Genomic DNA, 12,184 nt, shown 5'->3' with positions numbered 1-12,184 from the left:
TCAGCTGTCGTCCTCGCCAGCCGCGGGCACTGTCTGTCCAGCCGTCTTGCGGCGCAGCATCTTGGTCAGATTCCAGGCTGTCGGGTTGTTCTTGATGAATGCCTTGGCGCGCGTGCTTTGCCGCAATCCCGCTGCCAGCGCGCGGCCCTTCAGCGTCAGCGGCGCCAGCACGTCGAAATGCTGGATTTCGATGTCGCACCAGAGCCGTTTGTAGGGTTCATCGCCAACGGAAAAATCATAGACGGCAAATCCGAGTTCGCAGGCTTCCTGGATGTTGTCGAAGAACAGGAAATCGCCTGGGCTGGTGAAGGCGAGGTCGTCTTCGGCAATGGCGCCGAACTCGCAGATCAGGCGCTTGCCCGAGCGGCTGGAACCGGTAACGGCGCGTAATTTGCCAGCTACGTCCAACCCGTGCAGCAAGAAGGACGGCCTTTCCTCGGTAAGGGCATCCGCGAACACGGCCCGGAAGAAGGCGCGCACTGGCTTGTCGCTGAACACATCGGCGATGCCCATCTTGGCAAAGCGCGCTTCCTTCATCGCGAAGAAGGCGTCGAGCAACCTGTCGACGTCGTCACGCGTGCGCGCCTCGATGCGGCGGAAAGGTCCGACGGCTTCGAATTTGCGGGTCTGCGAACGGTGCTTCTTGCGCTTGCGCTTGCCGCTGGCGCGCGACAGCAACGCATCGAACCCGCCATCGAGATCAACCGCGAGCGCGAGATTCGGGCTGGTGAAATTGTGCATGGCGGCGAGCGGATTGGCGGCGCCGTCGAGATCGGGCATCAGCCTTTCCAGCGAAATGAGGTCGATGTCTGGCCGCGCTTTGTGGATCGCGGCAAACAGCGAGCCGATCGCCGCGCTGTCGAGTGCGGGCAGAAACCGAGGATCGGCGGCGGCGAAATTGCCGTTGGCGTGACGACCGCTGGCGAAGCGCGCAACCTTGAATGGTCCGCGGCGCACGATTTCCAAGGCCAGCGAAAGCGCTGGGCGACCTCCGATGCCGAGCGTTCCGACGACGAGATCCGCGTCAGTTGCAGCGACCCAGTTGCTAACCCAGGATGCGCTTTGCGCCGGGGCAAACAGCGCCGAAGCGCAGAATTGCGCATAGTCCGCAAGACCTGCACTGGCCGTCACTGTAACGGTCAGGTCGTCATGACGCGCCAGAACCGGCCGGGCAGGGGCTTCATTGGCGGCGACCCGATTGCCGTCAAATGACGCGGCGGCGTCAACCATACCTCAATCCTTAAGACGTAATGGTTCCGATCTGGGGGTTCGCATAGGCGCACTTCGTGCTTGGATAAGCCTAGGCGCAAAAGGTGAAGGAATGATCCACGGGGGCGAGGCAATCCGAAAGCTGGCATTGAACCTTGCCCGCTACACCGGCCTTGCCCCGTTGGCAAAGCCGTTTGTCGGCGGCATCGGCGCCATTTTGATGCTGCATCGTGTCACCGCGACGCCGGAGAAGCCGAACAGCGTCAATCGCCACTTGAACATCGCCCCGGCCTTCCTCGACGCGCTGATCGCCGACATGAAGGCTAGGGGCTATGCCTTTGTTTCCCTTGATGAAGCGATCGAGCGCATCGGGCTTGGCGGGAAGGGCGGCCAGTTCGCCACCATCACCGCCGACGACGCTTATCGTGACAACATGACCGAAGCGCTGCCGGTGCTGGAAAAACACGGCGCGCCGATCACTATCTATGCCGCGCCAGGCCTGATCGATGGCGCCGCCGACCTGTGGTGGGACGTGGTCGAAGATATCGTCGATACCAGCGCACGCCTGACGCTGAAGACTCCGAGCGGAATGACGATGATCGATTGCGCGACGCCTGGCCGAAAGATCCAGGCCGTTGCTCGGCTGAACGCCTGGCTGACCCTCGAAGTGCCGGAGGCAGAGCAGGGGGCGGCGCTGCGCGAGCTGGCGCGCGCCAATGGCTACAATTTCGGCTCTGGCCGCTCATGCACCTTGATGAATTGGGACGAGCTCCGCACGATGGCCGCGCACCCGCTGGTGACGATCGGCGCGCATACCGTCAACCATCGCAATTTGAAGCGGCTGGCGGAAGCCGACGCGCGCCACGAAATCGGCGACGTCCGCCGCATCCTCCAGGAAAAGCTCAGCCAGGAGCCGCGCCATTTCGCCTACCCTTACGGCTATGCCAGCGCCGTCGGCTGCCGCGAGGTGGGCTTTGCCCGCGACGCCGGCTATGCCTCGGCGGTGACCACACGGCACGGCGTGCTCAGGGCCGAGCATGCCGGCTTCCTGCATGCGCTGCCGCGCATCTCCGTCAACGGCCGCTACCAGAGCGTGGCGCATATCCGCACGATGCTGTCGGGCGTGACGACGCCGCTCGCCAATGCCGGCAAGATGGTTGTGACGATCTGACCGGATCGGCCGCCGCGGCGTCCGTGTCTTTGCCGAGGCTTGTGCTATTCACCCTTTCGGGCGCGGCTCCACCATCAGCCATTTGATGATCCCCATGGCCGGCAGCACCCAGAGCAGGCCGCTGAACAGGAAAAACAGGAAATGCACCATCGGGCCATATTCGACCAGCCTGGTGACCGCGATGGCCGAGGCGATCAGCGCATAGATGATGACGAGCGCCACCAGCAGAATGGTTCCGATCAGCTTTTTCAGGCGAAGGGGCATGTCGCGGTCCCGTTGACGCGCATCGCTTAGGCCGAATGGCGCACGCGCGCAACCGTCGCGGGCCGGCGCGACGGCGTGCCGCGCTGTCCGGCCTTGCCAGGCGGGCGGCCATGGTCCACCAATCCGGCGTTTTCAACCGCCGGGACACGCCCATGGCTGCCATCACCGCCACGGCTCCTTACGCCGCCCGCGACCGCGACCTCACCAACCGCGCTTTGGTGCGTGGCTGGCTCTATGTCGTGCTGCTCGTGCTGTTCGCGCTCGTGCTGGTCGGCGGCGCCACCCGGTTGACCGAGTCCGGCCTGTCGATCACCGAGTGGCAGCCGATCCATGGCGTGATCCCGCCGCTCAATGCCGCCGAGTGGCAGGAAGAGTTCCAGCGCTACCAGCAGATCCCGCAATATACCGAGCTCAACAAGGGCATGACCATCGAGGCGTTCAAGTCGATCTTCTGGTGGGAATGGGCGCACCGCATCCTTGCCCGCAGCGTCGGCGTCGTCTTTGCCTTGCCGCTGTTGTTCTTCTGGGCGACGCGTCGCGTCGAACGCGGCCTCGGGCCAAAGCTCGTCGGCATCCTCCTGCTTGAGGCCTGCAAGGCGCCATCGGCTGGTGGATGGTGGCTTCGGGCTTGGTCGACCGTGTCTCGGTCAGCCAATACCGGCTGGCCACGCATCTGACGATGGCCGCGCTGATCTTCACGGCCACAATGGTGGTCGCGCGCGGCCTGGCCCCGCATTCCGAACCCGCCGCCGATCGCTCGACGCAACGGCTTGCCGGTTTCATCGTGCTCCTGGCGCTGATCCAGATCTATCTTGGTGGCTTGGTCGCCGGGCTCGACGCCGGGCTTTCCTACAACACCTGGCCGCTGATGGACGGCAAGATCATCCCGTCCGACCTGCTGTTGCTGGAACCGGCCTGGCGCAACTTCTTCGAGAGCCCGAAGACGGTGCAGTTCGTGCACCGCATCGGCGCTTACACGATCTTTCTCGTGGCGCTCTGGCAGATGATCGCAACCTGGCGACGTCTGCCCGGCACCACGCATGCCCGCCGCGCCACGCTTTTATTCCTGCTGGTCGTCGTGCAGGCCTCGATCGGCATCGGCACGCTGCTGATGCAGGTGCCGCTGCACATGGCGCTTACCCACCAGGGTTTCGCGCTGATCCTTCTCGGTTTCGCCGCCGCGCATTGGCGCGGCACCAAGGGCGCTTATCTGCTGCCGACAGAAGTCTCGGTCAGAGGCTAAGGTTTACATTGAAAACAGGTGTGACTGCGTCGTCGGTTCGTTGTCGAACTCCGCCTGGCGCGCAACGGCAGTTGGCGATGTCGACTGGTTCTGCTCGACCTGCTTCGCATTGTCGGCAGCCGTGAGCGCGTCGAGCTTGGCTTGCAGCGCCGCGGCCTGCTGCCGCAGCCTGGCCGCGTCGGCCTCATCCTGAGCCGCCTTTGCCTGATCTTCCAGGGCCTGGATCTGCTTTTCGAGGTCAGCCTCCTGGGCCGCGCTGTCGGCCGAGGTGGATGAGGAATTTTGCACCGACTGGACGGAGCTTGAAATCGCGCTGACCATGGAGAATCCTTTATAAAGGGCCGCCTTCATCAGTAGCCGATCATGGTGAATCCGCGGTTACCGCCGGTGCTTTGGCGATCAGAATTGCGCCCGCACCTTGCGTATCGCTTCAGCGACGGCCAGTTCACGGTTCTCGTCGACCGCGTTTCTGTCCTCGCGGTGCCAGGCGGCGGACAGGCAGCCATAGGCGATCGCATGATCGAGGATGGCGCGCGGCGACTGTCCAAGCGTCGTGCCGAAGACCTCAGCCATGTGCGCGATCCGACGCGGATCGAGGCAGAGGTCGTCGCGGTCGAGTGGATTGTAGAACATGTTGGCTGCATCGAAGCCGGGATCACCGATGACGCCCTTGGGGTCGATCGCCAGCCAGCCGCGCGGCCCGAGCAGGATGTTGTCGTGGTGGAGGTCGCCGTGCAGCGGGTGGACGACATGCGGATCGGCAAGCAGGCGTTCCGCAATCGCCGCAGCTTCAACATAGAGCGTGTCGCGGCCGCCATCACGGTCTTTCCGTGCCGCCCGGAACAGGCTGACGAACCGTTCGCGCAACGGCTGCAGGTCAGGTGGAGGCGTATGACTAGAAGGCGAGAACAGCCTCGTCATCACCTCGGCCGCGATCGCTGTCGCGGCATCGTCGCCGTGCTCGGCAAGATGCTGCGAGAGCAGCCTGTCGCCGGCATATTCGAGGAGCATGCGGTGGCCGTCACGGCCGAGCAGCCGCACCGCGCCTTCGCCGCGCCGCCAGGCCAGGAAATGCTCGCCGCGTAATTCGTCAGCCACATCGTCGAACGGCTTCAGGTCCTTGACGATCGCAACCGAGCCGTCGTCGCGCACGACCTTCCAGATGCGGCTGGAGAAGGTTTCGGCAATAAGCTCGAGCGCGCTGACCTTCCAGCGCTCGGGAAAGGCCTGCATGGACCGCTCAGGGCTTGATGCCGAGCATCAGGTCGAGGTTCTGCACCGCGGCGCCCGACGCGCCCTTGCCGAGATTGTCGTAGACGGCAAGCAGCAGCGCCTGCGCCCGGTCGTCATTGGCAAACACATAGACCTTCATCCGATTGGTGCCGTTGAACACCTCGGGGTCGATCTCGGTCATGCGCTCCATATGCGTATAGGGCGCGACCTCGACGACACCGCCGTCGATCGCGGCGAAATGGTCGGCGATCGCCGCATGGAGCTCGGCGCCGGTCGGCACACGATCGAGGCCGCCGAGCTGCAGCGGCACCACCGTGATCATGCCTTGCGCGAAATTGCCGACCGCCGGCTGCATGATCGGATCATGCGACAGCTTCGCATAGGTCCTGAGCTCCGGCACATGCTTGTGCTGCAGCGTCAGGCCGTAGGGCAGGAACTCGGGCGCATCTTCGCCCTTGCCGACATAGTCCTCGATCATCGGCCGGCCGCCGCCGGAATAGCCGGAGATGCCGTTGACGGTGACCGGGAAATCCGCCGGCAAAAGCCCGGCAGCAACCAGCGGCCGCAGCGTCGCGATCGGACCTTGCGGCCAGCAGCCCGGATTGGCGACGCGCATCGCGTTGGCGATCTTCTTCGCCTGGTCCTTGTCCAGCTCGGCAAAGCCGTATTCCCAGCCCTCGGCAACGCGATGCGCGGTCGAGGCGTCGATGACCTTGGTCGTATCGTTCTCGATCAGCGATACGCTTTCCTTGGCGGCGGCATCCGGCAGGCACAGAATCGCGACATCGGCGGCATTGAGGAACTCCGCGCGCGCGGCGGCTTCCTTGCGGCGCTCCGTCGGGATCGAGATGATCTCCAGGTCGCCGCGATCGGCCAGCAGCGCCCTGATCTGCAATCCAGTCGTGCCGTGCTCGCCGTCAATGAAGATCTTCGGTTTCATCTCTTATTAAATTCCCTGCAATTCCAAGCCTATATGCCCTGCGCGTGATTTATCGCGGCATGATTTCCGTTGTTCAAGTCCTCGGCCCGTGCTTTTCGCTCCGCCAGCAGGCCGAGATAGTGCATGGCGATGATCGATCCGGCGATCGCCGTAATATCGGCATGATCGTAGGCCGGCGCAACCTCGACGATGTCGGCGCCGACGATGTCGACCTGGCCGAGCTGTCGAAGCGTCGACAGCATCTTTGCCGACGACGGGCCGCCGGCGACCGGCGTGCCGGTGCCGGGCGCGAAGGCCGGGTCGAGGCAATCGATGTCGAAGGTGAGATAGGTCTTCTTGCCGCCGGTGCGGTCGACGATGGCGTAGGCGATGTCGGAGGCGCGCATCTCCTCGACCTCATGGCCGTAGAGGATCTTGATGCCGAAACTGTCCGGAGCATGCGTGCGGATGCCGATCTGGATCGAACGGTCAGGGTCGATGATGCCCTCGTTGACCGCCCGCGCGACGAAGGAGCCGTGGTCGATGCGCTTGCCGTCATCCGGCCAGGTGTCCTGATGCGCGTCGAACTGCACCAGCGCCAAGGGCCCGTGGATGGCAGCATGCGCCTTCAGGATCGGCCAGGTGATGAAATGGTCGCCGCCCAGCGTCAGCAGGAAAGCGCCTGATTTCAGGATCTTGGCCGCCTCGCGTTCGATCGTGCCGGGCGTCTTCTGGTGGTTGCCGCTGTCGAGCAGGCAATCGCCATAGTCGACCACCGAGAGATGTTCGAACAGGTCGCGCGAGAACGGGTATTGCGGGTCGTTGTCCAGGATCGCCGAGGCGCGGCGGATCGCCTGCGGCCCGAAGCGCGCGCCGGGACGGTTGGTGACGGCGGCATCGAAAGGAACGCCCCACACGACCGCGTCCGCGCCCTTCACGTCCTTGGAATATTTGCGCCGCATGAACGACAGCGCGCCAGCATAGGTCGGCTCGAACGACGCGCCTGTTTTGGAGCGGGCTGTGAAGGCGTGGTCGATCTCGTTATTCGCCATTACGGGTCCTCGTTTTCATCGGGCAGCCACAACTACAGAACCGGCATGCAACATGCCAGTCACAGCTTGTGGAGAGGGAATGGCGCGCGGCGAGTGCCATGGCAACACAGGATTCGTACCATCATGACGCAGGCTGCTTTGCTGAACCTTGCACCAACCCCGGCAGCGACCCGTGTCGGCACGCGGGCCGGCGAGCGCTTCCTGGTGCTCGATTCCTGGCGCGGCATCTGCGCGTTGCTGGTGGCGCTGTACCATTTCCCGACCAGTTCCATGATTTCGCAAAGCACCTTTGTCGGCGGCTCCTATCTGTTCGTCGATTTCTTCTTCGTCCTGTCCGGTTTCGTCATCGCCAGCTCTTATGGCGGCCGGCTCAATGAGCCGGATGAGCTCGGTCGCTTCGCGCTGGTGCGTTTTGGCCGCATCTATCCGTTGCATGTGCTGATGCTTGCCGCCTTCGCCGGCTTCGAGGTGCTCCGGCTGGCGCTGCCGGCCGTGCACGGGACAGGGCCGGCGCCCTTCACCGGCGGCTTCGACTTGAAAAGCCTGGTCGCCAACCTGCTTTTGCTGCAGGGCATGGGCGTTCAGGACCATCTGACCTGGAATGCGCCCAGCTGGAGCATTTCGGCGGAGTTCTTTGCCTATCTTCTGTTTGCCGGTGTCGTCTTTGCTACCGGCAGGCGCGCCTGGATCTGGTTCGTCGCCGCGGCGGTCACAGCGCCCTTGTTCCTGCTTGCTGTCTCGACCCACCATATGGACGTGTCTTTCGATTTCGGCTTCATCCGCTGCCTGTACGGCTTTTCGCTTGGCGCGCTTCTGGCCTGGTTTCAGCACGATTCCATTGCAGCGGCACGACAGTCGCTGGCCGGCGGGGCAGGGCGTATCGTCTGGACGCTGGCCGAGCTCGCGATGATCGCGGTGATCGGCATGTTCGTATCGGTTGCCGGAACCAACGATGCCGGCATCGCGGCGCCCTTCGTCTTCGCGCTCGCGCTCTATCTATTTGCCCATGAAGGCGGCTGGGTCAGCGCCTTGCTGCGCAGCCGGCCGATGCTGATGCTGGGCGCGCTCTCCTATTCGATCTATATGGTCCACCTCTTCATCCAGGCCCGCATGGTCAACGTCGGCGGCATCCTCGAGCGCAAGCTCGAGCTCGGCATCGTTGGCGATCTTGTGCTGCGCGGCGATCCGGCAACCGGCTTCGGCGTCGGTTCGCCATGGCTCGGTTTCATCGCCCTCGTGACCATGCTGGTCACCGTGGTCGTTGCGTCGTGGTTCACCTGGCGCTTCGTCGAAATGCCGGCGCTGGCCTGGTTCCGGCGCGTTGCCAAGCGGATCTGAGGCCACTTCCGGCTGAACATCTAGCCGGCTTCGTTCACCGGCCTGTCATGGGCATCGCCTAACCGGGTTGCGACCCGGAACGGAGCGATTCCCGATGCGAACACTCTGGCTGAGCCTGCTGTTTTCCGCTGCCCTTGCCACCGCCGCCGGCCAAAGCTTAGCCGGCGGGACCCGCGCCAGCCAGATCCTCGACCGCTTCGAGCACGCCAACCAGTGGCGCGACCATGTCATGATCGCCGCGCACCGCGCCGGCAGCATGCAGGCCGGTAAGACGCTTTATGCCGAGAATTCGCTGGCCGCGGTCGAGGGTGCGATCGCCATCGGCGCCGAGATCGTCGAGGTCGACATCCGGCGCTCGAAGGACGGCGTGTTCGTCGTCATGCATGACAGCTGGCTCGACCGCACGACCACCTGCAAGGGCGAGGTGGTGGACTACACGCTGGCCGAGCTGAAGACGTGCCGGCTGGTAGTCGAAGGCACGGGCGCCGTCACCAACGAACCGGTCTCGACGTTGCGCGAGATGCTGCTGGCGACGAGGGACCGGATACTCATCAACCTCGACAACAAGCTCGAGGTGACGGACCTGCCCGGCATGATCGCGGTGGCGCGTGATCTCGGCATGGCCGATCAGGTGATCGTCAAGGAGAACCTGTGGAACGGCCAGCGCATCGACGCCGCCAGGGCAGCGCTTGCCAAGGCCGGCGGCGGCTTCCAGTTTATGCCGATCCTTGCCGACGATGCCGTACACGACGCCGCTTTCGCCGGTGATGTCGACAAGGCCTTCGCGCCGCGCGCCATTGAGCTCATCAATTGGCGCAACGGCGCCGAGACGTTGACCGCGACCGGCGGGCCATTGTTCAGCAGCCGCATGCGGGCAGAGGCCGCTCGCGGCGACTGGCATCTCTGGGCCGACACCTACGCCATCGTCAACAAGCCGGGCGGCTTCCTCGCCGGCGGCCGCGGCGACGAACTGGCCGTCGCCGCCAGCCTGCCGCGCGAAGCATGGGGCTTCTGGGTCGACCGCGGCGCCACCATCATCCAGACCGACGAGCCGAAGGCTGCGATCGACTGGCTGACGGCGAATGGGCTTCGCGTGCCTTATGCGGTCGATGGGCATGAGCCGGCACATACGGCGAGCATTAATTAGTAGGCGTCGGCGCTTCACCCCGCCCGGCGCTTCGCGCCGACCTCCCCATCGAGGGGAGGTAGGAGGTTGCGGCAGTTTCGCCACTGGCTCCTGCCTGGGGTAGGCCATCGTGTAAAAAGCGCGGCGCCCTACCTCCCCTTGATGGGGAGGTCGCGCCGCAGGCGCGGGCGGGGTGATGGCGCCGGCCTATGCCGCCTTCGCCACGCCATCCAGCTCCTGCAACACTTCAGCCGGCAGCTTCAACTCCGCAACCGCCAGGTTCTCCCGCAGATGCCCCACGGACGATGTGCCCGGGATCAGCAGCACATTGGGCGAACGCTGCAGCAGCCAGGCCAGCGCCACCTGCATCGGCGTTGCGCCAAGACGTTCGGCCACGTCCGACAGAGTCGAGGATTGCAGCGGACTGAAGCCGCCGAGCGGGAAGAACGGCGTGTAGGCGATGCCGGCGCGCGCCAGTTCGTCGATCAATCCGTCATCATTCCGGTGTGCCAGATTATACTGGTTCTGCACGCAGACGATCTCGGCGATTCCGCGGCCTTCCTCGATCTGCGCATGCGTGACGTTGCTCAGGCCGATATGGCGCACCAGGCCCTTGCGCTGCAGTTCGGCAAGCGCCGTCAGTTGCGCTTCGATCGATCCCTCGGTCGGGCCCATGCCGAACATGATACGCAGATTGACGACGTCGAGCACCTCAAGTCCAAGATTTCGCAGATTGTCGTGCACCGCCTGCTCCAGTTCCTTGGGCGAGTTGGCGGGAAGCCAGGAGGCATCGCTGCCGCGGCGAGCCCCGATCTTGGTGACGATGACGAGATCGTTGGGATAGGGCGACAGCGCTTCGCGGATCAGTTGGTTGGTGACATAAGGACCGTAGTAGTCGCTGGTGTCGATGTGGTTGACCCCATTCGCAACCGCTTCGCGTAACACCGCAATGGCCGCGTCATGATCCTTAGGCGGACCGAAAACGTGAGGGCCTGCAAGCTGCATGGCGCCATAGCCAAGGCGATGGACCGAGCGGTCGCCGAGTTTGTAGGTGCCGGACTTATCGATACTGGACATGCTGCTTCTCCTGATCTCTTGGCGAAGGAGATAGGGCATAGTCGCTGTCTCGATAACCGGGTATAATCCAAACGGCTTGTGCGGGTTTGCGAACAATGGCTTCAACCGACCTCAACGATCTCCAGGCATTCCTGGCGGTGGCGCGTGCCGGCGGTTTTCGCGAGGGCGCCCGCGCGACGGCAGGTAGCGCTTCCGCACTCAGCGAGGCCATCCGGCGTCTCGAGACCCAACTGGGCGTCAGGCTGTTCAACCGCACCACACGCAGCGTTGCCCTGACCGAGGCCGGCGCGAGCCTGCTGGCGCGGCTCGGTCCGGCGCTGGGCGAGGTCGAAGCAGCGCTCGACGTAGTCAACGGTTTTCGCGATCGGCCGGCTGGCACGCTGCGGCTCAACGTGCCGATCAGCGCCTCCCGATTGGTGCTGCCCAAAATCGTTCCGGGATTTCTCGCCGCCTACCCTGCGATCCGGCTGGAGGTGATTGCCGAGGAGAACTTTATCGATCTGCTGGTGGCCGGCTGCGATGCCGGCATCCGCTATGACGAGCGGCTGGAGCAGGACATGATCGCGGTGCCGATCGGACCGCGCGTCCAGCGCTTCACCACTTCCGCCGCCCCGGCCTACCTTGACCGGCACGGTCGGCCGCAGCATCCCCGTGATCTGCTTGGTCATGCCTGCGTGCGCGGCCGCTTCCCAAGCGGGGTCATGACGCCTTGGGAGTTCGAGCGGGATGGCGAGGTGGTGCGGGTCGATCCCACGGGGCCATTGGTCGTCAGCATCGGTGGAGGCGTCGACCTCGCCGTCGACGCGGCAATTGCAGGCGTCGGCATCCTTTGGCTTTTCGAGGACTGGGTGCGCCCGCACTTTAAAAGCGGCGCGCTCGAGCCCGTCCTCGAGCCGTGGTGGCAGGAGTTTTCCGGGCCGTTCCTCTACTATCCCGGGAGGCGCCTGGTGCCGGCGCCGCTGCGCGCCTTCATCGACTACATCAAGACGCCGGCCGGGCGTGGTTACTAGCTGCGCGAAAACAAAGGCCGCCCGGAGGCGGCCTTTCGAGAAATCTGTAAGCCGTAAGCTTAGCGCTTCGAGAACTGGAAGCTGCGGCGGGCCTTGGCCTTGCCGTACTTCTTGCGCTCGACGACGCGGCTGTCGCGGGTCAGGAAGCCACCCTTCTTGAGCACGGAGCGCAGCGCCGGCTCATAGTAGGTCAGCGCCTTGGAGATGCCGTGACGCACAGCACCGGCCTGACCGGAGAGACCGCCGCCGACGACGGTGGCGATGATGTCGTATTGACCGGCGCGGTTGGCCGCCACGATCGGCTGGTTGAGGATCATCTGCAGCACCGGACGCGCGAAATAGCTCGCGAATTCCTTCTCGTTGACGACGATCTTGCCGGAACCCGGCTTCACCCAGACGCGCGCGATGGCGTTCTTGCGCTTGCCGGTGGCATAGGCGCGGCCCGACTTGTCGAGCTTCTGGACATGGACGGGCGCGGCAGCCTGGGTGTTGGTGTTGCCGGTGGCGGCGCCCAGTTCTGCGAGCGAGGAAAGCTCAGCCAT

Annotated in this window: 12 protein-coding genes and 1 pseudogene; 5 read left to right on the top strand and 8 right to left on the bottom strand. The window is 64.4% G+C overall.

Annotated elements, in window-relative coordinates:
- Positions 1-1,230, bottom strand: a complete 1,230-nt coding sequence (locus ACVDG8_RS01640) for a GNAT family N-acetyltransferase (protein WP_447253118.1) — start codon at positions 1,228-1,230, stop codon at positions 1-3.
- A 91-nt stretch (positions 1,231-1,321) separates the two neighbouring features.
- On the opposite strand from ACVDG8_RS01640, the gene ACVDG8_RS01635 reads away from it, so the two are divergent.
- Positions 1,322-2,380, top strand: a complete 1,059-nt coding sequence (locus ACVDG8_RS01635) for a polysaccharide deacetylase family protein (RefSeq protein ID WP_447253117.1) — start codon at positions 1,322-1,324, stop codon at positions 2,378-2,380.
- A gap of 48 nt (positions 2,381-2,428) precedes the next feature.
- Here the strand turns inward: ACVDG8_RS01635 and ACVDG8_RS01630 are convergent, their stop codons facing one another.
- Entirely contained in the window at positions 2,429-2,644 is a 216-nt protein-coding gene (locus tag ACVDG8_RS01630; RefSeq protein ID WP_447253116.1) for a DUF2842 domain-containing protein, read from the bottom strand.
- Positions 2,645-2,679: 35 nt separating this feature from the next.
- Here ACVDG8_RS01630 and ACVDG8_RS01625 point away from each other — a divergent pair.
- Positions 2,680-3,887, top strand: a pseudogene (locus ACVDG8_RS01625) (COX15/CtaA family protein).
- A gap of 3 nt (positions 3,888-3,890) precedes the next feature.
- Here ACVDG8_RS01625 and ACVDG8_RS01620 read toward each other — a convergent pair.
- The 4 genes from ACVDG8_RS01620 to speB form a co-directional block, all read right to left on the bottom strand.
- Positions 3,891-4,208 carry a hypothetical protein gene (locus ACVDG8_RS01620; RefSeq protein WP_447253114.1) on the bottom strand — a complete coding sequence of 106 codons (318 nt, stop codon included), beginning with the start codon at positions 4,206-4,208 and terminating at the stop codon, positions 3,891-3,893.
- 78 nt (positions 4,209-4,286) lie between these two features.
- Positions 4,287-5,120 carry an aminoglycoside phosphotransferase family protein gene (locus ACVDG8_RS01615; RefSeq protein ID WP_447253113.1) on the bottom strand — a complete coding sequence of 278 codons (834 nt, stop codon included), beginning with the start codon at positions 5,118-5,120 and terminating at the stop codon, positions 4,287-4,289.
- A 7-nt stretch (positions 5,121-5,127) separates the two neighbouring features.
- Positions 5,128-6,060, bottom strand: coding sequence for an N-acetyl-gamma-glutamyl-phosphate reductase (gene argC, locus ACVDG8_RS01610; protein WP_447253112.1), 933 nt, complete (start codon positions 6,058-6,060; stop codon positions 5,128-5,130).
- A gap of 29 nt (positions 6,061-6,089) precedes the next feature.
- Positions 6,090-7,091: an agmatinase gene (gene speB / locus ACVDG8_RS01605; protein WP_447253111.1), complete on the bottom strand. Its 1,002-nt coding sequence runs from the start codon at positions 7,089-7,091 to the stop codon at positions 6,090-6,092.
- Positions 7,092-7,214: 123 nt separating this feature from the next.
- Between speB and ACVDG8_RS01600 the strand changes: the two genes are divergently transcribed.
- Positions 7,215-8,429 (top strand): acyltransferase family protein, encoded by a 1,215-nt coding sequence (locus ACVDG8_RS01600; protein ID WP_447253110.1) that lies wholly within the window; start codon positions 7,215-7,217, stop codon positions 8,427-8,429.
- Between the two features lie 94 nt (positions 8,430-8,523).
- Positions 8,524-9,576, top strand: a complete 1,053-nt coding sequence (locus tag ACVDG8_RS01595) for a glycerophosphodiester phosphodiesterase family protein (RefSeq protein WP_447253109.1) — start codon at positions 8,524-8,526, stop codon at positions 9,574-9,576.
- A 186-nt stretch (positions 9,577-9,762) separates the two neighbouring features.
- Here ACVDG8_RS01595 and ACVDG8_RS01590 read toward each other — a convergent pair whose 3' ends face one another.
- Complete coding sequence (locus ACVDG8_RS01590) at positions 9,763-10,632, bottom strand: aldo/keto reductase family oxidoreductase (protein ID WP_447253108.1); 870 nt, start codon at positions 10,630-10,632, stop codon at positions 9,763-9,765.
- Positions 10,633-10,727: 95 nt separating this feature from the next.
- Here ACVDG8_RS01590 and ACVDG8_RS01585 point away from each other — a divergent pair, with 95 nt between their 5' ends.
- Positions 10,728-11,642 carry a LysR family transcriptional regulator gene (locus ACVDG8_RS01585; RefSeq protein ID WP_447253107.1) on the top strand — a complete coding sequence of 305 codons (915 nt, stop codon included), beginning with the start codon at positions 10,728-10,730 and terminating at the stop codon, positions 11,640-11,642.
- Between the two features lie 59 nt (positions 11,643-11,701).
- Here the strand turns inward: ACVDG8_RS01585 and rpsI are convergent, their stop codons facing one another.
- Positions 11,702-12,184 (bottom strand): 30S ribosomal protein S9, encoded by a 483-nt coding sequence (gene rpsI, locus ACVDG8_RS01580; protein ID WP_447253106.1) that lies wholly within the window; start codon positions 12,182-12,184, stop codon positions 11,702-11,704.

The organism is Mesorhizobium sp. ORM8.1 (assembly GCF_053005525.2).
This window is presented reverse-complemented; position numbering and strand designations above follow the sequence as displayed.

What these genes read in the sequence shown, in the direction of transcription:
- ACVDG8_RS01640 (WP_447253118.1), bottom strand. Translation starts at nt 1,230, where the DNA reads ATGGTTGACGCCGCCGCGTCATTTGACGGCAATCGGGTCGCCGCCAAT.
- ACVDG8_RS01635 (WP_447253117.1), top strand. Translation starts at nt 1,322, where the DNA reads ATGATCCACGGGGGCGAGGCAATCCGAAAGCTGGCATTGAACCTTGCC.
- ACVDG8_RS01630 (WP_447253116.1), bottom strand. Translation starts at nt 2,644, where the DNA reads ATGCCCCTTCGCCTGAAAAAGCTGATCGGAACCATTCTGCTGGTGGCG.
- ACVDG8_RS01620 (WP_447253114.1), bottom strand. Translation starts at nt 4,208, where the DNA reads ATGGTCAGCGCGATTTCAAGCTCCGTCCAGTCGGTGCAAAATTCCTCA.
- ACVDG8_RS01615 (WP_447253113.1), bottom strand. Translation starts at nt 5,120, where the DNA reads ATGCAGGCCTTTCCCGAGCGCTGGAAGGTCAGCGCGCTCGAGCTTATT.
- argC (WP_447253112.1), bottom strand. Translation starts at nt 6,060, where the DNA reads ATGAAACCGAAGATCTTCATTGACGGCGAGCACGGCACGACTGGATTG.
- speB (WP_447253111.1), bottom strand. Translation starts at nt 7,091, where the DNA reads ATGGCGAATAACGAGATCGACCACGCCTTCACAGCCCGCTCCAAAACA.
- ACVDG8_RS01600 (WP_447253110.1), top strand. Translation starts at nt 7,215, where the DNA reads ATGACGCAGGCTGCTTTGCTGAACCTTGCACCAACCCCGGCAGCGACC.
- ACVDG8_RS01595 (WP_447253109.1), top strand. Translation starts at nt 8,524, where the DNA reads ATGCGAACACTCTGGCTGAGCCTGCTGTTTTCCGCTGCCCTTGCCACC.
- ACVDG8_RS01590 (WP_447253108.1), bottom strand. Translation starts at nt 10,632, where the DNA reads ATGTCCAGTATCGATAAGTCCGGCACCTACAAACTCGGCGACCGCTCG.
- ACVDG8_RS01585 (WP_447253107.1), top strand. Translation starts at nt 10,728, where the DNA reads ATGGCTTCAACCGACCTCAACGATCTCCAGGCATTCCTGGCGGTGGCG.
- rpsI (WP_447253106.1), bottom strand. Translation starts at nt 12,184, where the DNA reads ATGGCTGAGCTTTCCTCGCTCGCAGAACTGGGCGCCGCCACCGGCAAC.